We start from the raw sequence: 22687 nt of genomic DNA, 5'->3' as shown, positions 1-22687 counted from the left end.
CTTCGCAATCCGGGGACCGCGTCAGCCGATGCCGTCGTAAGTGACGTAGGCCATCATGCCCGTCGCCATGTGGTAGAGATGATGGCAATGGAGCGGCCAGCGACCGGGATTATCGGCGTCGAAGGCCAGGACGACGTTCGTCATCGGCGGGAGCAGGACGGTGTCCCTGACCGCACCCGCTACCGGCGTCCCGTTGATGCCAATCACCTGGAAATGGTGCCCGTGCAGGTGCATCGGATGCGCCATCATCGACGCGTTGCTGATCGCCACTTCGACGCGCTCGCCACGCTTGACGACGAGACCGTCCGCACCGTCGATGCTCCAACTGTAGGCGGCCATGTCGCCCGTCAGCGAAAGTCTGAAGCGGCGGTCCACCGTCCGGGTGGCAATGGGGGCGACGGGTCGCAGCCGCTGCTCCAGGTCGAGCCCGAGAACCGGCCCCTTCGCATCGCCCGCGACCTGAACCCTGCGGACGTCTGCCCCCTGAGTGGCCAGGATCACGCCTGCGCGCTCGACGGCCCCTTCGCGAATGGCAAGGACGGGGAAGGCACCACCCTCCATGGGCAGGTTCACACGAATGTCGACGCGCTGGCCCATGGCGACCGGGAAGTTAGACCCGTAAACCGGTTCGACACCCTGACCGTCGACCGCGATCAGCTCTCCGGAAAGGCGGCCGGTGTCGATGGTGAATGCGGTCGCCGTCGCGCCGTTTATGATACGAAGGCGGACGCGGCCGCCCTTCTCGACCGTCACGATCTCCGGATCGTCGAACGTGCGGTCGTTGGCGAGATAGGCGTCATAGTCGATATCGTTGAGGTCCATGGCCGGCATTCCCGGCGCCGCCATACCCGCCATGCCGTTGCCTGACATCATATGCTGCATGCCGTTGATGCCCGACATAGCGCTATGGTCCATCGGCATGGCGCCGGACGCGGCTTTCCCCTTCAACTTCGCCAGCAGTTCCTCCGGCGATTTGAAAGAGAAGTCGTGCAGCAGGACGACGACGTCCTGCTCGTCCCGCTTGAGTTCGTCCGCAGTCCTGACGATCAGCGGCGCGGCGAGCAGGTTCTGCTCCTGGAGCGTATGAGCGTGCATCCAGTGCGTGCCGCCTGCGCCGACCGGAAAGGTGTAGCGACGGGTTTCCGTCGGCTTGAGAAGCGCTGCCGGATTGCCGGGCACGCCATCGTCCGCCCATGGCGGCGTCAGCCCGTGCCAATGGATCAGCGTCGGCTCGTCGATGGCGCTCGATAGCGAGAGGTCGAAGTCGGTTCCAGCCTCCACCTCAAGGCCCGGTCTGCCATCCGGTTGAACCAAGCCGAAGACTCGGGCAGATCTGCCCATGACGTCGATGGTCCGATAGCCGACGGACAACCCGCGTGGCGCAGGAGAGGTGGCGGCGGCGACCTGAGCCCAGGTGCGCAGGGGAGGAAGGGCAAACGATGTGCCGAGCGCGGCTGCGCCGACCATCAGGCCATTGAGGAAGTTACGACGTTTCATTGTAGTGGTCCTATTTCGGATCGGCAGAGCCAACCATTGGTCTGGGATGTCCGGGAGGACATCCGTCGAAGCGACCGGTTGCCGCAAACAAGGCGGCCTCCGGCTTCCTCAGACCGGGCGACGAGGAGGACCGAGCGCCGGCGGAACCGTCATGCCACTGCGGGTCTGGTCGCCCCATGCGAAATTGAGGAAGGAAGCCGTAGCTGCGGGAGTTGCCGTCCCCTCCGTGCGGGTGAGGACGACGCAGAAGCCGCATTGGAGGGCGCAGCAGCCGATGTGGTCGGACGTCTGAGGGCCATGAACCGAGGCGTGGGCGTCAATCGCCGGCAAGATGGACTGCTGGAGCCCGAACTGTTCGTGGGACGGATGCTCAAGGCACTGCATCGCCTGCACGCCCGCCGCGGGCGCAAGCAGAAGCGCGACCGCGACCAGGAAGGCCAGCACTGCGTTCACCGATATGGACCTGCGGCTGTCGGCGATGTGCACGGCTCCACTCCCCTGCTCAGCCGAAGCGGCGGCTGACGAAGTTGAAGATCGTAGCGATCGATGCTCCTGCATAGCCACCGAAGATGACGCTTTGAAGGAATCCCAGGGCGACACTTCGAAAATCGAAACTCGTGAGCCCGAGATAGAACTGCAGCCACGGCCTGTGAAGACCCCATTCCGGCCCGGCGAAGCCGAGCAGCATGCAAAGCAGGAACGAGATGGAGACGAAGGCGGCGAGCGTCGCACCCAGCACCGGGACCGAAACATGGGCCGGTGTCGCCGGGGATTTCACCGAAGAAACATGCAAGCTTGTGTTCGCCATTGAAGGATCCTCCGGCCAGGTCGCATATGCAGAAAGCTGGACAAGCCAACAATGCGCCTGGCGGAGGCGTCCTTCCTTGATCTACGTCAAGGAACCCCTGAAACCTACCCGGGCCTGCACATGAAGATGGGCTAAGCCACACAGGCTCCGGCGTGGAAACGACTGGTGGTCGACAAGAGGATCTCTAGCAATTGGGACGTGCCGGCACCCACGCACGCCAACTTCCAACGATAGAGGAGCTTCGTAAGCGGTAACCTCGCCCACACGAACACGCAATTCGCTTGTCCCTCGCCTGTCCCGCACCTCAAGGGCGCGCCTGCATTGCTCCCTCCGACATCAGGCGACGAAACATCGCGTCTATGCGATGCGGCGGCAGGGTTGCGCCTCCGTCCAGCCACCAGGTGAGCGCCGCCATAAAGGCGCCTACGACGTATTGGACCACGAGTTCGCGGGGTATGGCGTTGGAGATATGCTTGCCGGAGTTCGCCGCAAGGTCATCGCGCACGAGATCGGAAAGTATCTGACGAATCGTGCCGAGCGCTACCGTGCCTCCTCGACTGCCTGCCAGCGCCCGGTAGAGATCGATGTGATCGTGGGCATGTTCGAACATCGGCAAGCTGAAGCCGAACGTGCCTCCCCGCCCGGCGCGAGCGGCGGCTTCCGCAAGCTGCCTCCTCAATCCGTCAAGTCCGTGCTGTTTAAGGTCATCCTTGCCGGTGTAGTGGAGATAGAATGTCGATCGTCCGACGTTCGCCGCATGGCAGATCTCCTCGACCGTGATCAGATCGTAGCCCTTTTCCAGGATCAGGGAAATCAGAGCCCGATGCAGCGCCGCCCTGGTGCGGGCGACTCGGCGGTCGATCCTGTGCTTCGCTGTTCCCATCGCTTTTTCCCGGTCAAATCGAGGCGATTGTCCATGATCGGGCGCTCGTGTCCGGTCGGACGTTGACATGAATGAACACACTACCCTGTTATCAGACATGATGTTCAGCTTCTTCAATCGAATTGAAGGCGAGCGACAGCGAATTCTGCGGCAGGATGCGAACGACGATGGTTGACGAACCCGCCTACCCCGGCATGCCACGTTGGGTGAAGATCTCCGGAGTCGTCCTTGCGGTGGCGATATTGCTGGCAGCCGTTCTGATGATATCCGGTATTGGCGGACAACATGGGCCTGGCCGTCACCTCCCGCTTGCCGACACGGGACGCCAGGCGCCGAACGGAGGCGACCCGCCATGATCATGCCGCAGGGCATTCGAAAGGTCGCTCTCGTCGTCCATGTCGTCTCCTCGGTCGGCTCGCTCGGGGCAGTCGCCGCCTTCCTTGCGCTCGCCATCATCGGACTAGCCGGTCAGGACGACCGGTTGGTGCGGAGCACTTACGTCGCTGCGGACGTGATCGCGCGCGTCGTCATCGTCCCTCTGGTCATGGCCTCGTTTCTCTCCGGCCTTGTCCAGTCGCTGGGAACTACATGGGGCTTGTTCCGACATTACTGGGTCCTGGTGAAATTCCTGCTGAACCTTCTCGTCGTCGTCGTTTTGCTGCTGCAGGTGAAGGGGATAGTCTACCTGGGAGTTGCGTCACTTGAATCGACCATGTCGAACTCGGACCAACTCGATCTTCGGCGCTCGCTCGTCATCCATGCCGCTGGAGGACTCGTCGTATTGCTCGTGACGACGGCGCTGTCGGTGTACAAGCCGCGCGGCATGACCCGATACGGATGGCGCAGACATCATCGGCCACGGCCGGGTGGCTCATGAACCGCCATTCCGGGCCATCGGTTCGACGTCCTGCGCTAGTTCAGAAGCCCATCGGCGGCGCATAGAAGCAACGTACCGTGTCTTCGTTGGGAAACAGGCAGAGGTGATAGGAGCCGTCCGGCGACTCCCTGGTCTGCGCCTGTGGAATCAGAAAGACGTGTCTGCGCGTCGCCAGCCTGTGGTCGCCCGGCAGGAGTGTCACTTCGTACCCTTCCTCGCGGTGATGGACGGTCTTCGATGAGATGCGCTGGCAGTCGCCGTTATCACCGTCTCCGTTGCAGCAATAGGGCTCGTAGGTGAAGCCCGACGGCGCATGATGCGCGTGGGCCGCAGTGGCGAACGCCATCCCGATCGCCGCTAGTATCATTCGCATGGCGTCCTCGCTTTCGTGTCCATACAGAACGTGGGCAACGTCACGATCCGCCACGGGATCGTCACTTGCTTCCTTCGAACGGATCGGCCAGCGCCGCAACTGGGCGGCTGATCGGATACTTGATGACGGAGACCTTCTCCGCGAGCTTGACGTCGCCGTTTTCTTCAAGGAGCGCACGGAAGCTCGGATGCATGCCACCGTCCTGGTACGCGAGCGGCGTGAATCTTTTTGCGGCCAGCTCCTGGTATTTCCGATCGTCGGCGGACGCCTTCGCGGCGACTGCGGGGTCGGATCGATCGACGCGCTCCGGACATGCTGCGAGCGGATCGGCGGGGTCGCCGTCCTTGAATTCGGCGTCGAAGACGTACTTCCTGCCGCAGACGGCGACCCTCGGCTCGCGACGGCGAACATCGAAGATGTCGTAGCCCTCCTTGAGGTTCTTCCAGAAGGCGACATTCGGATCGCCGCGATGTGCCGCCAGGTTCTGCGGCGTCATGCGGAACGGGTAGGCCTGGACCTGGAACGCCTGCTGCCCGCCTTTCAAGGCCTTCTCGACCACCGCGTAGATTTCACCTACGCCCTGATCTGTCAGCGCAAAACAGCCCGACGACGAGCAGGCGCCATGTACCATGAGAGCTTCGCCGGAATAGCCAAGGGCCGCTTCCAGGCGGTTGGGATAGCCGAGGTTGAAGGAAAGATAGAACTGTGATTTCGGATTGAGGCCTCCCATGGAAACGCGGTAGAATCCTTCGGGCGCCTGTCGGTCTCCGGTCTTGGTCTTGGGACCTAGCTTTCCGGACCAGCGGCACATCGGATAGACCTTGAGCAGCGCATACCTTCCGCTGCCGTCAACCTTCCAGATCTCCAGCTCGCTTTCCATCTTGAAGATGCGGACGAGGACCGGACTCTCCTGCTTCATTCCCTTGGCCTGCATGCCGGCCAGCAGCTTCGGCGGTATGTCGTGCGAAGCCACGCCGAGATCGTCAAGCGATTGAACGCAGCCGCTCAGGACCACGGCAAAGACGGCGAGCGCCACCCCGCAAAGCTGCTGCCGCACCCGGTCGATTTGATTCAAGTTGTTCAGCAATGAAGTTAAACTACTGACGTGGCTTGCAAACATAGACATGCGCAAGGTCATGCCCTTCCCTTTTGGCCTGGATTCGAACGAACGGATTCAGACAGAAGCGATGGGAGGACGCTGCTCGACGGGTTCAAGAACGCCCGCAAAGGCGACTGTCGCGAAGACGCCAAACGCGACGCGATCTGACTGCGAACAACGGACGTCTGGAGCTTGTGCGACGATGCCGTCCTGCTGGCAGTGCGATCCCGAAACAGATCGGCCGTCACCGCGATGGTGTCCGTCGGAGGTCGCGGGAACGCTGACGACGGCCGGGCCGGCATGGCCGTGATCTGCAGGCGCGGCGATGCAGGGCGCGGCAAGCGAACCCAGCAGCATCATGGTCGCGACGAGGACGTTGATCAGTAGGCGCATCGACTCGTTCCTGCGCAGAGTCTTCTCTGCTTCGGCGGCGTCATAATGGTGAACTTCGCCTTTTCGGTCAACGCGAAGGCGCTACTTTCCAGTCGCGAGCTCCCAAAAGGCCAACCGCCAGGTCGCGGTGATCGCGGCGGCCGTTGTCATCGCCTTCCTCGCAGCCATCGTGCTTCACGCGCTCTTGCGTGGCTAGAAGCGGCGTCGAGGCGGCCATCTCGCCTGCCGCCGTCCCCGACGGTCTATTTCGAGTAACCGCGGTGCTTGCCATAGGCGGCGATCTGGCGAGCGTCGAGAAGCCGGGTCATCTCGAGATGCGCCGCAAGGTGAATGAACCTCAGCCGTGACCGGCCCGCCTCTGCAGTGGCAACCAGGTCGCGAAGGGCGGATTCGGTAATGGTCCTGCTTCTGAACGCCGCGTCGAGCTCCCGCTCGGCCTCGACGAAGACCTTTCCCTCTTCCGATGCCCGAGCCTGCATGAGGTCGAAAACCTCCTGCACCTTCAGGAGCTGATCGTCCGTCAGGCCTAGCCGGTCCTTCATCTGAAGCACATGCGAGGGACCGGGGTAGCCGTTGAGCTCCGCCGGCTTGGCAAAGCCCCATCCGCCCCCTCTGGTCAGTTCGTCGACGTCCGTTTCCGACAAGGACTTGATATCCCGCGCCGCCTGCTGCGCATAGGGGGATGTCACGTGATGCACTCCCTCGGCCACTGCCTGTGTGGCGAGAATGGCGAATGTAAAGCTGACGAGCAGGGATTTCATCGATTGCGTTCCAGTTGGGATGGGACCGCACTATTGCTTGTCATCTCCGTAGGGAACATGATCGAGATCATGTCCAACACCCTCATTGATTACATTCGCGGCCTCTCGACCAGAAGTAAAACGTTCGGCGCCGGCCAGGACCTCTTCAACCAAGGCGACGACGTGGAAAACCTGTATCTCGTGGAGGCGGGCGTCGTTCATCTCGTTCGGCATCAGGCGGATGGCAACGTCGCGGTGCTGCAGCGGGCGTCGCCGGGACTGATCCTCGCGGAAGCTTCGGTCTTCTCGAGCGTCTACCATTGCGACGGCGTTGCCGTGACCGACGTGAACGTGACCGCGGTACCGGTCAAATTGATCAGACGCGTCCTGCACAGCAATTCGGATTTCGCCGAAGGCTGGGCGTCCTACCTTTCCAGCCAGCTACAGCAGACGAGGAAGCGCGCGGAGATCGGCAGCCTGAAGACCGTCGCCGCTCGTCTTGAATCCTGGCTCGCATGGAATGACGGCGGGCTGCCGTCGAAAGGAGAATGGAAGGCGCTGGCCGACGATATCGGCGTCTCGCCGGAAGCCCTGTATCGGGAGCTTTCGAAACGACGCATTTCTTTGCGTGATCGGTCTTGACCCTCCCATGGTTGGAAGCCCTACATGGGGGCGGTCAAACCACTTGGAGACCACGATGTACGAATTCGAAATTCAGAACATGACCTGCGGCCACTGCGCAAGCACCGTGGAGAAGGCGATCAAGACTGCCGATCCGGAAGCCTCCGCCAGCATCGATCTTGCGGCCAGGACCGCCAAGGTTGAAACGAGGAGCGATCCCGCCGCGATCAAAACTGCCATTGAGAAGGCGGGCTATCCGTCCAGTTTCCAACAAGTTTGATTTCGGAACTGAGCACCAGATTTAGCAAGTGTTCCGCGCCGAGGTTTCAAACCGTCAGCGCGGAACCTCATAGGTCTGAGGCGACCGTCGATACGCTTCTTCACACTGCGGCGAGCAAAACCACGGCCCTTCGGGGGCGGCCCGCCTGTAGGATGAGTACGGCGCATGCATCTTGCACACCGGATCGATCCAGGCGGGGTCCGCAGACGGAGCAAGCTCGATCTCATAGAGAGGGACTTCCCCTGCTACCGATCTAAGCGCCACCGTTCCGAGGTCCCGCACCAGGATGCCTCTGGCGACGGCCGCCTCGGCAACGGGCCGGGTGGCGAGCAACTGGCCGGGTGCTGCGAGCGCGGCGATTCGTGATGCAATGTTGACCGTCGATCCAAAGAGATCGCCTGCTCTGCGGACGACCGGCCCGTGGTTCAGCCCGGTCCGAGTGAGCGGCAGTCGCGGCTCCTTACGGCAGGCCTGCAGCAGCGGTCCGAGTACCTGGATCGCCGTACCCGGTTCAGGAAACGATAGCATTGCCTCGTCGCCAATCCATTTGATCGGCGGCTCATAGCCGCTGAGAGCGTCGCGGACCATGCTCTCGAATACCTCAAGCACGTCAAGCGCGGCTGCGTCTCCATAAACGTCCGCAATCGCGCTGAATCCCGCGATATCTATGAACGCAACGGTAGCCGGTGCGGTCGCTAAATCCTCTCGCTGCCTCACATCGCTCTCCATCGCCCGAAGATTAGCAACGCCGCATTCTCGCTTGCGTTCGTTTCTCAAGCAAGCCGTGAAGCTGTTTGTCAACACGGGCCCTTGACCTTCCCATCATGGGAAGGATTACCTATGTGTGCAGTTCAACAAGGGATCGACCCATGACTGCCATATCGAAGATTGAAAACTCGACCGCGATACCAATTCCCACCGAGTTCGAAATCGAGGGCATGTCGTGCGCGTCGTGCGTCGCCAGGGTCGAACGGGCGATCAAGGCCGTCCCCAGCGTCGACACCGCGTCGGTGAACCTCGCGACCGAGCGTGCGGCCGTGACGTTCAAGGACAGCGTGGACGCGACCGCCGTCCTCCAAGCCATCGAAGGCGCAGGCTACGAGGCCAGGATCGAAACGCTGGAGATGTTTGTCGAGGGCATGACCTGCGCCTCGTGCGTCTCCCGCGTCGAGCGTGTTCTGAAAGCGGTGCCTGGTGTGGTCGACGCATCCGTCAACCTGGCGACCGAGAAGGCCACGATTCGCTTCGCGGCAGGTGCGGTGTCGCTGCGCGCATTGGAAGACGCCGTCCACGCGGCCGGATACGAGCCGAAATCCGGAAGTCGGCCGGAAAAGGACGCAGCCGACGATCGCCGCGACACCGAGATTCGATCACTGGCGCTCCGCCTCGGCATTTCCGCAATTCTCACCCTGCCGCTGTTCCTGATCGAAATGGGCTCCCACGTCATACCGGGTGTCCACGAGTTCGTCATGAACACCGTCGGCATGCGGCAGAGCCTCTACCTGCAGTTCGCGCTGGCGACCATCGTCCTGTTCGGGCCTGGTCTTGCCTTCTTCCGGAAGGGCGTGCCCAATCTGCTGCGGCTGGCGCCCGACATGAACTCGCTCGTCGTGCTTGGAACTTCGGCGGCATGGGCGTACTCCGTGGTCGCGACATTTCTTCCCGCCGCCCTGCCCGCAGGAACCGTGAACGTCTACTACGAGGCCGCGGCCGTCATCGTGACCCTGATACTGCTCGGCCGCTACCTCGAGGCCCACGCGAAGGGAAAGACGAGCCAGGCCATCACGCGCCTGCTCGGCCTGAAGGCGAAGACCGCCTTCGTGGAGCGCTCCGGGACGTTCCTGGAGATCGGGATCGAAGACGTCCTGGTCGGCGACGTGATCCGCATTCGTCCCGGCGAGAAGGTTCCGGTGGACGGCACGGTGGTGTCCGGGGCGTCCTACGTCGACGAGGCCATGATCACCGGCGAGCCGGTTCCGGTCTCCAAGTCCGTTGGAAGCGAGGTGGTCGGCGGCACGATCAACAAGACGGGGTCGTTCACGTTCCGCGCGACGAAGGTCGGGGCCGACACCGTGCTCGCCCAGATCGTCCGGATGGTCGAGGCCGCGCAAGGATCCAAGCTCCCGATCCAGGCTCTGGTGGACAGGGTGACAGGCTGGTTCGTCCCCGCCGTCATCCTCGCCGCACTGGTGACGTTCGGCGCGTGGATGATCCTCGGCCCGTCTCCGGCGCTAAGCTTTGCGCTAGTCAACACCGTCGCCGTCCTGATCATCGCCTGTCCGTGCGCGATGGGTCTCGCGACGCCGACGTCGATCATGGTCGGGACCGGCCGCGCGGCCGAGCTCGGGATTCTGTTCCGCAAGGGCGAGGCGCTGCAAAGCCTGCGTGAGGCCCGAGTCGTCGCCCTGGACAAGACCGGAACGCTGACGAAGGGCAAGCCGGAGCTGACCGACTTCCAGGTTTCGGAAGGCTACCTGCGCGAGGACGTCCTCGCCTGGGTGGCGAGCATCGAGGCGCTGTCGGAGCATCCGATCGCCGAAGCAATCGTCAAGGCTGCCGAGGCGGAGGGACTGGTGCTCGCCGCCGTGAAGGACTTCGAAGCGTCTCCAGGCTACGGCGTGAAGGGTACCGTCGCAGGTCAATCGCTGCTCGTCGGCGCGGATCGGGCGCTGGTCCGCGAGGGCGTCTCCGTGGAAGGATTCGCCTCGATCGCCGAGGGACTCTCCAGCAAGGGCAGATCACCGCTCTATGTCGCCGTGGACGGCCGTCTTGCTGCGATCGTCGCCGTGTCGGACCCCGTCAAAGAAACGACGCCCGAAGCGATCAGATCCCTGCATGCCCTTGGTCTCGAAGTGGCGATGATCACCGGAGACAACCGTCGTACCGCCGAGGCGATCGCCTCCCAGCTCGGCATCGACCGAGTGATTGCGGAGGTGCGTCCGGAAGGCAAGGTTGAGGCGGTCAAACGGCTGCGCGAGCGTGGCAAGGTCGCTTTCGTCGGTGACGGCATCAACGACGCCCCGGCGCTCACGGAGGCGGACGTGGGACTTGCCGTCGGCACGGGCACCGACGTCGCGATCGAGAGCGCCGACGTCGTGCTGATGTCCGGAGACCTCACCGCCGTCGTCAGGGCCGTCGGACTGAGCCGCGCGACCATCCGAAACATCAAGCAGAACCTGTTCTGGGCGTTCGTCTATAACGCCGGCCTCGTGCCCGTTGCGGCCGGTCTTCTCTATCCGGTCAACGGCACCCTGCTGTCGCCAATCTTCGCCGCCGGCGCGATGGCAATGTCCAGCGTGTTCGTCCTCGGCAACGCCCTGCGCCTTCGCCGTATAGAACCTTGAAGCAATTGCGGCGTCGCCATCGGCGCCGCCCCATATCGACAGGAGCATGGAATGAACATCGGAGAGGCAGCAAAGGCCAGCGGCGTGTCGGCCAAGATGATCCGCTACTATGAGCAGATAAAACTGATCACGCCGGCGCATCGCACGGAATCGAGCTACCGCACATACGGCGAAAACGACGTCCATACCCTGCGGTTCATACGCAGGGCGCGAGACCTCGGCTTCTCCGTCGAACAGATGAAGACCCTGCTGGCCCTCTGGCGGGACAGGTCGAGGGCAAGCGCCGACGTGAAGAGCATCGCCCGCGAACACATTGAGGAACTCGAACGCAAGGCTGCTGCGATCCATGCCATGACGGCAACGCTCAAGCACCTGGTCAAGCACTGCCATGGCGACGATCGGCCCGACTGCCCGATCATCGAGGAGTTCGCCAACCAGAGCGATGAAGCGCCGACGCCTGCGATCAAATCCCGCTTCGGTCTCAACGGATTGAAGACGGACCACGGCGGGCGCTAGCCGCCCCCTCTCGGTCCCGAGTAGCGCCGTCATTCCATCCTGACCCTGACGTGGCAGGTCGTACGGGTGCAGGCAGAACCAGCTTGCCTTGCCGCGCCATCGTCCGCCAGGTGGAGAGGTGGTTCGGCTTCAAGCCGTACCGCTCGGCGACTTCATTCACCATCGCGCCTGGCCGAAGGCTCTCCGAAACGATCTGCGCCTTGACCTTGTCCGGCCAGTGCCGGTGAACCTCACGACCGGATTTCCTGGTCGTGAGAACCTCCAATGTAGTCTCCATGGAGAAACTCCCGTTGCTCGTCCATGGAAAGCCGATCACACATTACTATGACGACAACAACCGCTCAGGAGACCGGAGCGGTGCAGAGCGCTGCCCAGAGGTCGTGCTTCCAGTCCGCTCCCGGCGGCACCGACACGTCGATTGCATAGTCGGCGGAATTGATCCGCACCATGGCTGGCGAAATGCAGCGCACGCTCGCCTTGTGCCTTCCTCCGTCCCGATAGAGGACCGACCCGCCACCGTCGAATTCCGAGCGCGTGATGACGACGTCGAAGTCGAAGGCGGGATCGCGGGCAGGCCCGCCCTCGGCCAGACTGAGGCTGATGGACCGGCTACCGCCGAACGAAGCGGTATGAAAGGCAAGTCCGGACGCCGCCGCGATCGACGCCGATTGCGTGAAGAGGATCAGAGACAGAAGAACCCGGCGCATCTACCACTCCCGTGGTCTATGCACTGTGATCTTAGCACGTTCACGTCACATACGCACGTTGGCCCTTCATAGCTTTGCGGTGCGTGCGAGCCGGCCGCCGGAAAGGATCAAGACACGATGACCATTATCCTTTCGCCGCTGTTGATGACGCGGTCGTCTTCCACACCCCGCCATTCCTCCGGTGTATGAAGTTGTAGAGACCGATCTGCCGAACGTCCCCTGCATCCGCTCGACGGCCTCGCCAAGATCGAAGGCGTCCAGATCTCCGACGACGATGACGTCTACGTCGCTGTCCGGACGCTCCGACCCGAGATGAAGGCTAGACTAGGAGGAGCGTGCCCAGCGCCAATTCTGGATTTCCGGCATGTCTTCTCCACGCTCCCTCACGAACGCCCGGTGCTCGTCGAGCTTTGCATGCAGGTCTGCGATCACGTCTGGGACCTTTTCGGCGAGATCGGGCACCCGCGCGATCGCCTCGAGAGCGAGATGATACCTGTCCAGCTCGTTCAAGACGGTCATGTCGAACGGCGTCGTCGTCGTGCCCTCCTCCACGAACCCGCGCACGTGGATGTTGCCGTGATTGGTGCGCCGGTACGTCAACCGGTGGATGAGATAGGGATAGCCGTGGTAGGCGAAGATGACCGGCCTGTCCTTCGTAAAGATACCATCGAACCGCGCGTCGTCGAGACCATGGGGGTGCTGCTGGGGGTCCTGCATTGCAAGCAGGTCGACGACGTTCACCGTCCTGATTTTCAAGTCGGGTATCGCCTCGTGCAGCAGCATCACGGCCGCGAGCGTCTCCATCGTCGGCACGTCTCCCGCACATGCCATCACGACGTCAGGCGCGATCGAATCCTTCTCGAAGCTTGCCCACTCCCAGACGCCAACGCCCTCTTCACAATGCTTCACGGCCTCGTCGATCGTAAGGTACTGGGACTCCGGCTGCTTGCCCGCCACGATCACATTGATACGGTCGTAAGTCCTCAGGCAGTGATCGCCGACCCACAGGAGCGTGTTGGCGTCTGGCGGTAGATAGATGCGGACGACGTCTGCCTTCTTGTTGGCGACCAGATCGACGAAGCCGGGGTCCTGATGCGAGAAGCCGTTGTGGTCCTGTCGCCAGACATGCGACGTCAGGAGGTAGTTCAGCGACGACACCGGCTCCCGCCAATCCAATCCGCGCGAAACCTTGAGCCACTTGGCATGCTGGTTGAACATCGAGTCGATGATGTGGATGAAGGCCTCGTAGCATGAGAAAAGGCCGTGGCGGCCGGTAAGGAGATATCCCTCCAGCCAGCCCTGGCAGAGATGTTCGCTGAGAACCTCCATGACCCGTCCGTCTCTGCCAAGATGGACGTCGTACTCTTCGATCTCTTGCATCCAGACACGGTCCGTCTGCTCGAAGACGGCACCCAGCCGGTTCGACTCGGTCTCGTCCGGCCCGAAGATCCGGAAGTTTTTGGCCTCGGCATTGAGCCGCATGACGTCCCGCAGATACCGTCCTAAAATCTCTGTCGACTGGACCTGGGAAGCGCCACGAACGTCGATCGCGACCGCGTGGTCGCGAATGTTTGGTAGCTGCAGCTCCCGGCGCATCCGTCCACCGTTTGCATACGGCGTCGCTCCCATACGCTTCTCGCCACTCGGCGCCAGTGCCCGCAGTTCCGGCCGGAGACGGCCGTCGGCGTCAAACAAGTCCTCTGGGCGGTAGCTCCGCATCCATTCCTCCAGAATCTGTCGGTGCGCCTCGTCGCCCCTGCAGTTTGCGACAGGCACCTGGTGGGCGCGCCAGAAACCCTCCACTTTCTTGCCGTCGACCTCCTTCGGCCCGGTCCACCCCTTGGGGCTGCGAAGCACGATCATCGGCCACCGCGGCACGCCGGCCGCTGGCGACCCGTTCCTCGCCGACGCCTGCAGGGATTCGATGATGTCGAAGGCCCGGTCGAATGCGGCCGCCATCTGCCGGTGCATGTCCGCCGGCTCGTGGCCCTCGACGAAGATCGGCTCATATCCATATCCCACGAACAGGCTGCGGAGATCCTCATCGCTTGTCCGCGAAAGGATCGTCGGATTGGCGATCTTATAGCCATTGAGATGCAGGATCGGCAGCACCGCGCCGTCGCGGGCAGGATTGAGAAACTTCGTCGAATGCCAGGCAGCCGCAAGCGGGCCAGTCTCCGCTTCGCCGTCGCCGACCACGCAGGCTACCACAAGGCCCGGGTTGTCGAACGCGGCGCCGAAGGCGTGGACCAGCGCATATCCGAGTTCGCCGCCTTCGTGGATCGAACCGGGGGTCTCCGGGGCGACGTGGCTGGGTATCCCTCCGGGAAAGGAAAACTGCCTGAACAGCTTGCGCATGCCGTCGGCGTCCTGCGAGATGTCCGGATAGACCTCGCTATATGTGCCTTCGAGGTAGGTGTTCGCGACCATTCCCGGTCCGCCGTGACCAGGCCCGCAGACATAAAGGACATCCCCGTCACGAGCCTTGATGACGCGGTTGAGATGGGCGTAGATGAAGTTGAGGCCGGGCGTCGTTCCCCAATGTCCGAGAAGCCGGGGTTTGATATGTTCCGGCCGAAGCGGCTCGCGCAGAAGCGGATTGTCCATGAGGTAGATCTGGCCGATGGACAGATAGTTGGCGGCCCGCCAGTAGCGGTCGATGAGATCGAGCTCGCGCTCGGTGGGGTGTGGGCTTCTACGTTCAGACATGTTGTATCCTCAAAGCTTGTGGCGGCTGATAACTTCGATCGCTTCGTCGGCGATCACCTGTTCCTCGTCGGTCGGAATGACGAGGGCGACGATTTCGCTTTCCCTCGCGCTGATCACGGTCGCGTTCATCTTGTTAGCAGGCTCGCTCAACGAGAGACCCAGCCAACCCAGATGGTGGGCGACGCCACCCCGTATCTCCGGCTGATGCTCGCCTATGCCGGCAGTAAAGACGATGGCGTCGACCCCGCCAAGAGAGACGGCAAGCCTTCCGATCTCGCCGGCGATCCTGAAGCAGAAGAGGTCGAGGGCTTCCCTGGATGCCGGATGAAAGTCCTCCAGCAGGACGCGGACGTCGCCGCTTTTCCCGGAGACGCCGAACAGCCCGCAACGGTGATAGAGGAAATCCTCGAGACGATCCGCGTCGTGGAAATTATTGCGCAGAAGGTGGACGACGGCGCCCGGATCGAGCGAGCCCGGCCGGGTCGACATCGGAACTCCGTCCAGCGGCGAGAAGCCCATGCTGGCGTCTATGCTCACGCCGTCGACCATTCCGCAAAGGCTCGCGCCGCTTCCAAGATGCGCACAGATGATACGGCCGGCGGCCAGGTCTGGATCGTGTTTCCTAAGCTCGCCGGCGACGTACTTATAGGAAAGTCCGTGGAAGCCGTATCTGCGAATCCCGGCATCGTGCAGCTCTCTTGGAATGGCGAGCCGTGCGGCAAGACTACTCTGCGACGAATGGAACGCGGTATCGAAGGACGCCGTCTGCGGTATGTCCGGATATGCGCTCCGCACTGCGCGGACGATCGCAAGCGCCGGAGGGAGGTGCACCGGCGCGAGATGCGTCAGATCCTCCATTCTGAGGACGACCTCGGGCTCCAGCAGAACGGGGCCATCGAAGACCCGTCCGCCGTGGACGATGCGATGGCCGGCCACCACGGGGTCGAACCCTCTGCGGACGATGCAATCGACGACCTGCGAAACCAGCCGCGCGTCGATCGCTCTGCTGGACGGAAGCTCGACAGCCTCGTCACCGCCAGAAAATCGGAAGGTGAACCTCGGCTGCTCCCCGAGCGTGGCAATGCCGCCACCCAGCCGGAGCGCCCGACCGTCCTTCAGCCTGAAGACGCCGACCTTGAGACTGGAGGACCCGGCGTTGAAAGTGACGGCAACCCTATCCATGGCCCGAAACTCTGGAGCGTGCAGTCCCAGCAGGCTTCGCAGCCACCTTCGTTGCAGCCTGCCTGGCTGCCTCCTTGCTTGCCTCTTCGAAGAACTCGCATGCGTACTCGAGGACGGACGTCTCGTCTTCCGACGACAGACCGAACGGCGCGCACTGCTCCTTCATGGCCCGCAGGACCTTCTTCTTTAATGCGGCGACCGCAAAGGCATTCTTGGAAGCGAGAACCTCCCGCAGGCAGGTTATAGCGACCACTTCCAGGACGATAAGCTTGCCTTGCACCTCTCCTTGGGTCGGTATGGCGAAGCGTTCTCCGCCGCGCTTGCAGTCACGATCCATGATTAACATTGGCGTCTCTCCTCCCTTCGACCGCCGGAACATCGTCCGGGTCCAGTGCGCGTCGCAGCCTGCGTAGCACGACCGCTCGGCCCTTCTCGTCGGCGACGGATTTCAGACGATCGGACAGGTCCAGAACGAACCGCTGATAGTCGTTGTTCCAATCAGGCCTGCCGGGCACGACCGACTTGAGACGTGCGTGCGTCCTGTCTTCGATGAGGCGTGCACCCGCCGGTGAAAGCTCGTAGGCTTCGTCCAGCGACGAGCAGACGACCTTTGCGGAAACCGGCTTCGGGAGCCGAGCGGACATCGCTTCACGAGCGCTCTCCTCTCCATGGACGAGGAAGATTGCCTTGCGGATCGGTTCCCGCTCGGCAATCCACGCATCCAGTTCGCTTGCATCCGCATGTCCGCTATAGGCGTCGAGCGTGGCCATCCTGGCACCGACGTGAATCTCCTCGCCCTGGATGCGGACGTCGGTCGCGCCCTCCTGCAGGATGCGGCCGAGCGTCCCCGCCGCCTGGAAGCCGACGAACAACACGGTGCACTCCCGCCGCCAGAGCCAGTTCTTCAGGCGGTGGCGGATCCGCCCCGCCTCGCACATTCCGCTTGCCGCGATGACAATGTGAAAGCCCCGGACGAGATCGAGCGCCTTCGACTGCTCGGCGGTCTCGGTGAAACGGACGTTCGGCGCGTTGAGCGCGCGAAGGAACGCCTTGCCGTGACTGAGGTCGGCCACATGCTTCTTGAATGCCTCGGTCGCTCGCGACGCGAGCGGCGAGTCTATCATGATGGGGCACCGCGGCACCTCTCCTTCGTCCATGAGGGCGACGAGATCGGTCAGCACCTCCTGCGTCCTCTCTACGGCGAAGGAGGGAATGAGAAGAACTCCGCCGGTGCTGCTCGAGCTCGCCACCACTTCGCGCAGCCGGTCCCGTCGATCGTTCAGTGCGTACTCTTCCCGTTCTCGGTCTCCGTATGTGCTTTCGCAGATGAGGTAATCGATCCCGGAAGGCGCCCGAGGGAGATTTTCGAACAATTTGTTGCTCGCGCCGACGTCGCCGGAGAACAAAATTCTTGTCGCCCCGTCCGCGCCGGGCACCTCGACTTCGATCGATGCGGAACCCATCAGGTGTCCAGCATTCCAGTAACGGAACCTTACGCCGCCAACAGTCTCCCGCCACTCGCCGTACTCGACAGCAATGAACTGCGGCAGCATGCTGCGGGCGTCGTCGGCAGTATAGATGGGCTCCACCGTCTCTCGCGCCCGTCTGCGATTCCTTCGATTGAGCTGTCGGACCTCCGACTCCTGGATGTGACCCGAATCCTGCAGCATGATCGTGCATAGGTCGATCGTTGCTGCTGTTGCAAAGATTGGCCCGCCATATCCCGCCTTCGCGAGCTTCGGAAGCAGGCCGGAGTGGTCGATGTGCGCGTGTGTGAGCAGCACCGCGTCGATCCGCGCTGGCTCGAACGGAAAGGGCTTGTAGTTGAGCTCCTTCTCTGACTTCGATCCCTGAAATATTCCGCAGTCGATCAAAATGCGTGTGCCACCGGCCTCTAAAAGGAAACATGATCCGGTGACCGAGCCCGCGGCACCGTAGAAGTGAAGGATCGGATTGGCCATGACAACTCCTATCTGTTGTCAGGGACTTTAAGGCACCCCGGACGACCGCACGTTGACGAAGGTCAAAGACATGTTCGGCGCTCGCCTGACGTTCAGTTCCAGAAAGCTGCCGCCGAGCATGCCGTCAGGAAGCTCGGTGGCGTGGTCGGCATCCTCAATCTGCTGACGATACGGCCGTGCCCGACGGTGCCGGACGTCCGCCGTCGGATTGAAGAAGCGCTGAAACGGAGCGCCGAAGTCGACGCCGGCGGCATCTCGGTGAAGGTTCAGGACGACAAGGTCGTTCTCGAAGGCGGCGTGTGCGCCTGGCACGAGCGCGGCGTCGCCGAACGGACGGCCTGGTCTGTTCCAGGCGTGACCGCCGTCGAGAACCACATCCGCATCAACTGAAAAAGAGGGAGCGGTCGCCCCTCCCTCTCTCCGCGCCCACCGCACGCCACCCCCTCGGCGTAGCGGAGGGTTGACCGTCAGGCTGCCTTGACCGTGATCTTCTTGTCGTTCTTCGGCCGCTCGGGCGTCTTCGGCAGCTTGCGGACGGCTTCCGGCCGCTCAGCTTGTCGTGGAAGTTGCGACAAGCCGCATGAAGGTTGATGGCCTCTTCGCGCGCGAGCAGTTCCTGTTCTATCAGCGTCACAGGCCTTCACGGACATCTATAATAGACCCGCCGGTAGGCATCGACGACCTGAACGCAGCCCGGAGCATAGACCGCGCCGGCTGTAGCTCCCACAGCAACGGCCCGGCGCGTCGTCCGCCGCGCCACTCCGGCGTAGCTCACTGGCGTTAACGGGCGGCCGACGCGAGCCTGGGCTTCAGAAATAAATGAACCAACGCCGCCGGTAAGACCGTCGCCCACCAGGAGCATTGTGGTGATACCTGCCCAAGCGATAAGTTTTTTGCGGCTGGTCATTCGCTGGCTCCTTCTGGAATGTCATCGATGTGGGGCATCGCCTTCGCATCCACCCGCTTGCTGTCGCTCGGCGGCGCGAATGAGAAATCATCCTTCACCTCTCCGCTCCAGGAATTGATGATCAGCGTATATTGCGGCGCGGCGGCCACGGCCTTGGAGGTGATCACGTATTTGCAGGGAATTGGTTCCGCCCCCGTGCGCACCCACAACTGCCAGTCCGTATCCGCGTTGCGAAAGGCCAGGTGCTCACACTCCACGCCACCAATCACGCCTGTGCCGATATGCTTGGCATCGACAACGCCGGCATTGAGCGCATCGTAGACGTTCGACAACAGCAGGTCAGCACCAGGCAACGCGTGCCCATCCGATTCAAGCTTTACAATAAGTTCATCGATCGTCCCAGGAGCGTCGATCTGGGCGAATGATTTGGCGTCTTTCGAATGAATGGTCACCTGCTTACCGTCGAAAATCATTTCGACGTCGGCGAACCCGCCGGTGCGGGCTGCATGTACTTTGTTCGGGCGACTGACGGCAACCTGACCTGAGCTCGCGAACTGAATCTTTTGCAGATCAGGTGTCACAACTTCAATATCTGTATTGAAGGTTGCGGAGAAGGTCTGCTGTTTGGTCAAGTAATCCGACATGGATTTGAGAATGGCGCGAGCATCATCCTCCGCATGCGCAATCGGCGCAAAGGCTGCCAAGGCGAGTATCGCCACGGCGCAGGGACGTCCAATTTTCATGTTTTCCTCCCTCGGATTGGGCGGCGACCTGACCGCAGCGCCGGAGGGCAAGGCACCGTCGTTCCTCGTCGCCGCGCTGCGAGACCCGATCGGAGCCAATCTCGACCGCTATCAGATAATCAAGGGCTGGCTCGACGACAAAGGCGAGACGCATGAGCAAATATACGACGTCGCTTGAGGCGGGGACCGCAAACCGGGCGCCGACGGCAAGGTGCCATCGGTCGGCAGCACCGTCGACATCGAGAACGCGAACTGGACCAACACGATCGGTGCGCCGGAACTGATCGCCGTGTGGAAGGACCCCGGCTTCGATCCGAAGCAGAAGGCCTTTTACTACGGATGCGTCATCGAGATACCAACGCCGCGGTGGACCGCCTATGATGCCAAACGGTTCGGCAACAAGCCGCTCGAGGGTACGCGGATGACCGTCAGCGAACGCGCCTATACCTCGCCGATCTGGTACACGCCGTGATAACGGTGCCGGCGGTTGAATCGTCCGCTGCACCGTCGGGGCCGTCATCCGGTGAACGCGTGAGCACGATCTTGTTGAAACGCGTGTTGATGGAACCACTGGTCCACTTCATGGCTCTGGCGCTGCTGATCTTCGCAGGCTACGGGCTCTTGGGCCCTGATACGGACGACAAGCCGGACACCATCGTCGTCACGACGCCGAAGATCGAGCAGATGGCGACCGTGTTCACAAAGACCTGGCAGCGCCCGCCGACAGCCGAGGAATTGAAGGGTCTGATCGACGATCATGTGAAGGAAGAAATTCTGGTACGCCAGGCGCTGGAGCTTGGGCTCGACAGGGACGACACTGTCGTTCGTCGCCGCTTGCGCCAGAAGATGGAATTCCTGAACGCGGCCGACGCCGAAACGCTGACAGCGACCGATGCGGAGCTCGATGCCTATCTGAAAGCCAATGCAGCCACGTTCGAGATCGATCCGATGCTGGCCTTCCAGCAGGTGTTCCTCAACCCTCAGCGGCGCGGCGACACGATCGCACAGGACGCGGCTTCCGTCCTCGAAGCGCTGCTGACCAACCCGGCCACGGACCGCGCCCTTTTTGGCGACCCCACGCTGCTTCCGCCCGACCTGCCGCTTTCGAGCAAGACATCGATCGGTCAAACCTTCGGCGCCGAATTCGTGGAAGAACTCGACAAGGCCCCGCTGGGCCAGTGGACGGGTCCCGTCGCCAGCGGTTACGGGTTGCATCTGATCCGGGTGTCTGAGCGCCTGCCCGGCCGAGTGCCGGCGCTCGACGTGGTGCGCGACGTCGTTGCGCGAGAGTGGACGAACGCCAAGCGCAAGGAACTTGAAGACCAGCGATTCGCCGAACTGCTCAAGCGCTATGTGGTGAGCATCGAAAGCCCGGCTGGTGCGGAAACCGGCCCATGACGCGGCTTGGCGCCCTGCTGGCAGTGCTCATCCCGGTGTTCCTGGCCACGTCCGGCATGGCCCATGAGATCAGGCCGGCCTATCTCGACATGCGCGAAACCGCGCCGCACGAGTTCGCCGTCGTCTGGAAGGTGCCGGCGCAGGGCGACATGCGTCTCGGCCTCTATGCAAGTCTGCCGAAGCCGTGCATCGAGAAAGCCGAACCGGTGAGGTTGATCGTGAACGGAGCTTATCTGGAGCGAAGGACCGTCGCCTGTGCAGGGGGATTGAGGGGCGGCGAGATCGGCATCAACGGCCTCAAGTCGACCATGACCGAAGCGCTCGTCCGCATTGAATACACGAACGGCGATACGGAGGTTGTGCGCCTCATGCCGGACGCGCCCTCTTTCACCGCAGCAGGCGCACAGACCAGCCTCGAGGTCGCTCAGACCTATTTTCTGCTGGGCGTCGACCACATACTCTCGGGCCTCGATCACCTGCTCGTCGTGCTTGCGCTCATGCTACTAATTCGAGGCCGCTGGATGCTGGTCAAGACGATCACTGCCTTTACGATCGCCCACAGCATCACGCTGGCTGGAGCGTCGCTCGGATATTTCAGCCTGCCGCAGAAACCGGTGGAAGCGACGATCGCCCTCAGCATCGCATTTGTCGCAAACGAACTGATCAAGACGAAGCCGGGCGAAAGGCGGCTCTCCGAGAGCTATCCCTGGGTCGTGGCCTTCGCGTTCGGGCTGCTGCACGGCTTCGGGTTCGCCGGCGCCCTGAAGGAAATCGGCTTGCCGCAATCCGATGTGCCGCTGAGCCTCCTGACATTCAACCTGGGTGTCGAAGCTGGACAGTTGATCTTGGTTGCCATGGCGCTGGTTCTGGTTAGGGCGGCAAACGCGCTGATCGCGATGCCACCCGCGCCGGCGCGCCAGATCGGCGCCTACATGATCGGCACGGCCGCGATGTTGTTGCTCATTCCCCGCATCGCCAGCTTGGCGGCGTGAGCGGCAAGATCCACTGAAGGTCTGCTTCTCGCTCTGTTCGCGACAAACGGAGCTAGAAGTAGAAGGTGCGCCTTGGTCAAGCCGTGCCGTCAGGCAGGTCAGATGGCTTCAACGCATCGACAACGGCGCTTGGGCGAGCAGGCGCCGGACGTTTGACGGAGAAGCTTCCGTTTTGCCCCGAACGATCCGCTTTGATCCTCGTCGACGAGGACGGCGGCTATGGCACGATGATCGCTGCGCCGCTGATGCGGCCTGCGCGCAGGTCGCCGAGGGCCTCGTTTGCATGTTCAAGCGCGTAGACTCTTGTGACGCATCTGACCCCTACCGCCTTCGCGATCGAGAAGAATTCCGGCCCGTCGTTCCACGTCAGGTTCGCCACCGAGACCACCCGCCGCTCACCCCAGAGCAGGCGGTAGGGCATGCTCGGGATGTCTGACATGTGGATGCCGCCGCAGACCACCGTTCCGCCCTTCCGCACCACGTCGAGCGCTATCGGCACGAGCTCGCCGGCCGGCGCGAAGATGATGGCGGCGTCGAGCGGCACCGGCGGCCTTTCACCGGAGAACCCGGCCCAGGCGGCTCCACCGCCTTCCTGCTCGACTTGATTCCGGTCAAACATCCGGATTGATGCTCGTCAAAGACGGAATGCCGTAGGTC

At 62.5% G+C, this 22687-nt stretch carries 26 protein-coding genes and 2 pseudogenes; 10 read left to right on the top strand and 18 right to left on the bottom strand.

Annotated features, from left to right (window positions below; genetic code table 11):
- Positions 1-21: 21 nt before the first annotated feature.
- The 4 genes from RWK44_RS21185 to RWK44_RS21170 all read right to left on the bottom strand — a co-directional run bounded on the left by RWK44_RS21185 (position 22) and on the right by RWK44_RS21170 (position 3188).
- Positions 22-1497, bottom strand: a complete 1476-nt coding sequence (locus RWK44_RS21185) for a multicopper oxidase family protein (RefSeq protein ID WP_316029345.1) — start codon at positions 1495-1497, stop codon at positions 22-24.
- Between the two features lie 108 nt (positions 1498-1605).
- Positions 1606-1950, bottom strand: a complete 345-nt coding sequence (locus tag RWK44_RS21180) for a hypothetical protein (RefSeq protein ID WP_312887278.1) — start codon at positions 1948-1950, stop codon at positions 1606-1608.
- A gap of 49 nt (positions 1951-1999) precedes the next feature.
- Complete coding sequence (locus RWK44_RS21175) at positions 2000-2305, bottom strand: hypothetical protein (RefSeq protein WP_316029344.1); 306 nt, start codon at positions 2303-2305, stop codon at positions 2000-2002.
- A 304-nt stretch (positions 2306-2609) separates the two neighbouring features.
- Positions 2610-3188 (bottom strand): TetR/AcrR family transcriptional regulator, encoded by a 579-nt coding sequence (locus RWK44_RS21170; protein ID WP_221999726.1) that lies wholly within the window; start codon positions 3186-3188, stop codon positions 2610-2612.
- 167 nt (positions 3189-3355) lie between these two features.
- On the opposite strand from RWK44_RS21170, the gene RWK44_RS21165 reads away from it, so the two are divergent.
- Both RWK44_RS21165 and RWK44_RS21160 read left to right on the top strand, forming a co-directional pair.
- On the top strand, positions 3356-3544 hold the full coding sequence (locus RWK44_RS21165) for a hypothetical protein (RefSeq protein WP_131664362.1): 189 nt from the start codon (positions 3356-3358) through the stop codon (positions 3542-3544).
- The gene (locus tag RWK44_RS21160) at positions 3541-4065 is read left to right on the top strand and encodes a hypothetical protein (RefSeq protein ID WP_131664363.1); all 525 of its coding nucleotides are present in this window, start codon (positions 3541-3543) and stop codon (positions 4063-4065) included. The genes RWK44_RS21165 and RWK44_RS21160 overlap by 4 nt, the downstream gene beginning before the upstream one ends.
- Positions 4066-4105: 40 nt before the next feature.
- Here RWK44_RS21160 and RWK44_RS21155 read toward each other — a convergent pair whose 3' ends face one another.
- From RWK44_RS21155 to RWK44_RS21140, 4 genes are all read right to left on the bottom strand, one after another.
- Positions 4106-4438, bottom strand: coding sequence for a hypothetical protein (locus RWK44_RS21155; RefSeq protein WP_168323975.1), 333 nt, complete (start codon positions 4436-4438; stop codon positions 4106-4108).
- A 61-nt stretch (positions 4439-4499) separates the two neighbouring features.
- A complete protein-coding gene (locus RWK44_RS21150) occupies positions 4500-5576 on the bottom strand; it encodes a L,D-transpeptidase family protein (protein ID WP_206116724.1) in 1077 nt (358 codons plus the stop codon).
- 36 nt (positions 5577-5612) lie between these two features.
- Positions 5613-5930 (bottom strand): hypothetical protein, encoded by a 318-nt coding sequence (locus tag RWK44_RS21145; protein ID WP_131664366.1) that lies wholly within the window; start codon positions 5928-5930, stop codon positions 5613-5615.
- Positions 5931-6172: 242 nt separating this feature from the next.
- On the bottom strand, positions 6173-6691 hold the full coding sequence (locus tag RWK44_RS21140; protein WP_168283138.1) for a Spy/CpxP family protein refolding chaperone: 519 nt from the start codon (positions 6689-6691) through the stop codon (positions 6173-6175).
- Between the two features lie 57 nt (positions 6692-6748).
- Here RWK44_RS21140 and RWK44_RS21135 point away from each other — a divergent pair, with 57 nt between their 5' ends.
- Both RWK44_RS21135 and RWK44_RS21130 read left to right on the top strand, forming a co-directional pair.
- Entirely contained in the window at positions 6749-7312 is a 564-nt protein-coding gene (locus tag RWK44_RS21135) for a Crp/Fnr family transcriptional regulator (protein WP_168283137.1), read from the top strand.
- A 55-nt stretch (positions 7313-7367) separates the two neighbouring features.
- A complete protein-coding gene (locus tag RWK44_RS21130) occupies positions 7368-7571 on the top strand; it encodes a heavy-metal-associated domain-containing protein (protein ID WP_131664367.1) in 204 nt (67 codons plus the stop codon).
- 54 nt (positions 7572-7625) lie between these two features.
- Here RWK44_RS21130 and RWK44_RS21125 read toward each other — a convergent pair whose 3' ends face one another.
- The gene (locus RWK44_RS21125) at positions 7626-8375 is read right to left on the bottom strand and encodes an adenylate/guanylate cyclase domain-containing protein (protein WP_316029343.1); all 750 of its coding nucleotides are present in this window, start codon (positions 8373-8375) and stop codon (positions 7626-7628) included.
- A 65-nt stretch (positions 8376-8440) separates the two neighbouring features.
- On the opposite strand from RWK44_RS21125, the gene RWK44_RS21120 reads away from it, so the two are divergent.
- On the top strand, positions 8441-10915 hold the full coding sequence (locus RWK44_RS21120; protein ID WP_316029342.1) for a heavy metal translocating P-type ATPase: 2475 nt from the start codon (positions 8441-8443) through the stop codon (positions 10913-10915).
- 51 nt (positions 10916-10966) lie between these two features.
- Positions 10967-11431: a Cu(I)-responsive transcriptional regulator gene (gene cueR, locus RWK44_RS21115; protein ID WP_131664369.1), complete on the top strand. Its 465-nt coding sequence runs from the start codon at positions 10967-10969 to the stop codon at positions 11429-11431.
- On the opposite strand, the gene RWK44_RS21110 is transcribed toward cueR, so the two are convergent.
- The 6 genes from RWK44_RS21110 to RWK44_RS21085 all read right to left on the bottom strand — a co-directional run bounded on the left by RWK44_RS21110 (position 11397) and on the right by RWK44_RS21085 (position 17990).
- Positions 11397-11708: a transposase gene (locus RWK44_RS21110; protein ID WP_131664370.1), complete on the bottom strand. Its 312-nt coding sequence runs from the start codon at positions 11706-11708 to the stop codon at positions 11397-11399. The two genes, cueR and RWK44_RS21110, sit on opposite strands and share 35 nt — an antisense overlap.
- A gap of 64 nt (positions 11709-11772) precedes the next feature.
- Entirely contained in the window at positions 11773-12138 is a 366-nt protein-coding gene (locus RWK44_RS21105; RefSeq protein WP_131664371.1) for a hypothetical protein, read from the bottom strand.
- Positions 12139-12462: 324 nt separating this feature from the next.
- Positions 12463-14847, bottom strand: a complete 2385-nt coding sequence (locus tag RWK44_RS21100; protein ID WP_131664372.1) for a phosphoketolase family protein — start codon at positions 14845-14847, stop codon at positions 12463-12465.
- Positions 14848-14856: 9 nt separating this feature from the next.
- Positions 14857-16029, bottom strand: a complete 1173-nt coding sequence (locus RWK44_RS21095) for an acetate/propionate family kinase (protein WP_131664373.1) — start codon at positions 16027-16029, stop codon at positions 14857-14859.
- Positions 16022-16375, bottom strand: a complete 354-nt coding sequence (locus RWK44_RS21090; protein WP_131664374.1) for a hypothetical protein — start codon at positions 16373-16375, stop codon at positions 16022-16024. The genes RWK44_RS21095 and RWK44_RS21090 overlap by 8 nt, the downstream gene beginning before the upstream one ends.
- Complete coding sequence (locus RWK44_RS21085) at positions 16356-17990, bottom strand: MBL fold metallo-hydrolase (protein ID WP_168283132.1); 1635 nt, start codon at positions 17988-17990, stop codon at positions 16356-16358. Before RWK44_RS21085 ends, RWK44_RS21090 begins: the two co-directional genes overlap by 20 nt.
- A 141-nt stretch (positions 17991-18131) precedes the next feature.
- On the opposite strand from RWK44_RS21085, the gene RWK44_RS21080 reads away from it, so the two are divergent.
- A complete protein-coding gene (locus RWK44_RS21080; protein WP_312887281.1) occupies positions 18132-18380 on the top strand; it encodes a BON domain-containing protein in 249 nt (82 codons plus the stop codon).
- 250 nt (positions 18381-18630) lie between these two features.
- On the opposite strand, the gene RWK44_RS21075 is transcribed toward RWK44_RS21080, so the two are convergent.
- Together RWK44_RS21075 and RWK44_RS21070 are read right to left on the bottom strand one after the other, a co-directional pair.
- Entirely contained in the window at positions 18631-18897 is a 267-nt protein-coding gene (locus RWK44_RS21075; RefSeq protein ID WP_410056138.1) for a hypothetical protein, read from the bottom strand.
- On the bottom strand, positions 18894-19640 hold the full coding sequence (locus tag RWK44_RS21070; RefSeq protein ID WP_168283131.1) for a DUF2092 domain-containing protein: 747 nt from the start codon (positions 19638-19640) through the stop codon (positions 18894-18896). Before RWK44_RS21070 ends, RWK44_RS21075 begins: the two co-directional genes overlap by 4 nt.
- A gap of 16 nt (positions 19641-19656) precedes the next feature.
- Here RWK44_RS21070 and RWK44_RS21065 point away from each other — a divergent pair.
- From RWK44_RS21065 to RWK44_RS21055, 3 genes and pseudogenes are all read left to right on the top strand, one after another.
- A pseudogene (locus RWK44_RS21065) lies at positions 19657-20112 on the top strand (DUF3604 domain-containing protein); the annotation flags it as partial.
- Positions 20109-21038 (top strand): peptidylprolyl isomerase, encoded by a 930-nt coding sequence (locus tag RWK44_RS21060; RefSeq protein ID WP_316029341.1) that lies wholly within the window; start codon positions 20109-20111, stop codon positions 21036-21038. The pseudogene RWK44_RS21065 and the gene RWK44_RS21060, both read left to right, overlap by 4 nt.
- Entirely contained in the window at positions 21035-22030 is a 996-nt protein-coding gene (locus RWK44_RS21055; protein WP_316029340.1) for a HupE/UreJ family protein, read from the top strand. The genes RWK44_RS21060 and RWK44_RS21055 overlap by 4 nt, the downstream gene beginning before the upstream one ends.
- Positions 22031-22247: 217 nt before the next feature.
- Here RWK44_RS21055 and RWK44_RS21050 read toward each other — a convergent pair.
- Positions 22248-22613 (bottom strand): annotated as a pseudogene (locus RWK44_RS21050) (alcohol dehydrogenase); the annotation flags it as partial.
- Positions 22614-22687 lie beyond the last annotated feature (74 nt).

The sequence above is a fragment of the Rhizobium sp. 25PS6 genome, assembly GCF_032464655.1.
Classification (GTDB): Bacteria; Pseudomonadota; Alphaproteobacteria; order Rhizobiales; family Rhizobiaceae; genus Rhizobium; species Rhizobium laguerreae.
Note: the sequence above shows the minus strand (reverse complement) of the source record. Positions and strands in the feature narration are given on the sequence as shown.

Coding starts and splice junctions, on each gene's coding strand:
- RWK44_RS21155 (WP_168323975.1), bottom strand. CDS start 4,438: ATGCGAATGATACTAGCGGCGATCGGGATGGCGTTCGCCACTGCGGCC.
- RWK44_RS21170 (WP_221999726.1), bottom strand. CDS start 3,188: ATGGGAACAGCGAAGCACAGGATCGACCGCCGAGTCGCCCGCACCAGG.
- RWK44_RS21070 (WP_168283131.1), bottom strand. CDS start 19,640: ATGAAAATTGGACGTCCCTGCGCCGTGGCGATACTCGCCTTGGCAGCC.
- RWK44_RS21095 (WP_131664373.1), bottom strand. CDS start 16,029: ATGGATAGGGTTGCCGTCACTTTCAACGCCGGGTCCTCCAGTCTCAAG.
- RWK44_RS21085 (WP_168283132.1), bottom strand. CDS start 17,990: ATGGCCAATCCGATCCTTCACTTCTACGGTGCCGCGGGCTCGGTCACC.
- RWK44_RS21100 (WP_131664372.1), bottom strand. CDS start 14,847: ATGTCTGAACGTAGAAGCCCACACCCCACCGAGCGCGAGCTCGATCTC.
- RWK44_RS21175 (WP_316029344.1), bottom strand. CDS start 2,305: ATGGCGAACACAAGCTTGCATGTTTCTTCGGTGAAATCCCCGGCGACA.
- RWK44_RS21120 (WP_316029342.1), top strand. CDS start 8,441: ATGACTGCCATATCGAAGATTGAAAACTCGACCGCGATACCAATTCCC.
- RWK44_RS21055 (WP_316029340.1), top strand. CDS start 21,035: ATGACGCGGCTTGGCGCCCTGCTGGCAGTGCTCATCCCGGTGTTCCTG.
- RWK44_RS21090 (WP_131664374.1), bottom strand. CDS start 16,375: ATGTTAATCATGGATCGTGACTGCAAGCGCGGCGGAGAACGCTTCGCC.
- RWK44_RS21160 (WP_131664363.1), top strand. CDS start 3,541: ATGATCATGCCGCAGGGCATTCGAAAGGTCGCTCTCGTCGTCCATGTC.
- RWK44_RS21075 (WP_410056138.1), bottom strand. CDS start 18,897: ATGACCAGCCGCAAAAAACTTATCGCTTGGGCAGGTATCACCACAATG.
- RWK44_RS21145 (WP_131664366.1), bottom strand. CDS start 5,930: ATGCGCCTACTGATCAACGTCCTCGTCGCGACCATGATGCTGCTGGGT.
- RWK44_RS21105 (WP_131664371.1), bottom strand. CDS start 12,138: ATGCGCCGGGTTCTTCTGTCTCTGATCCTCTTCACGCAATCGGCGTCG.
- cueR (WP_131664369.1), top strand. CDS start 10,967: ATGAACATCGGAGAGGCAGCAAAGGCCAGCGGCGTGTCGGCCAAGATG.
- RWK44_RS21185 (WP_316029345.1), bottom strand. CDS start 1,497: ATGAAACGTCGTAACTTCCTCAATGGCCTGATGGTCGGCGCAGCCGCG.
- RWK44_RS21140 (WP_168283138.1), bottom strand. CDS start 6,691: ATGAAATCCCTGCTCGTCAGCTTTACATTCGCCATTCTCGCCACACAG.
- RWK44_RS21135 (WP_168283137.1), top strand. CDS start 6,749: ATGATCGAGATCATGTCCAACACCCTCATTGATTACATTCGCGGCCTC.
- RWK44_RS21150 (WP_206116724.1), bottom strand. CDS start 5,576: ATGACCTTGCGCATGTCTATGTTTGCAAGCCACGTCAGTAGTTTAACT.
- RWK44_RS21110 (WP_131664370.1), bottom strand. CDS start 11,708: ATGGAGACTACATTGGAGGTTCTCACGACCAGGAAATCCGGTCGTGAG.
- RWK44_RS21165 (WP_131664362.1), top strand. CDS start 3,356: ATGGTTGACGAACCCGCCTACCCCGGCATGCCACGTTGGGTGAAGATC.
- RWK44_RS21130 (WP_131664367.1), top strand. CDS start 7,368: ATGTACGAATTCGAAATTCAGAACATGACCTGCGGCCACTGCGCAAGC.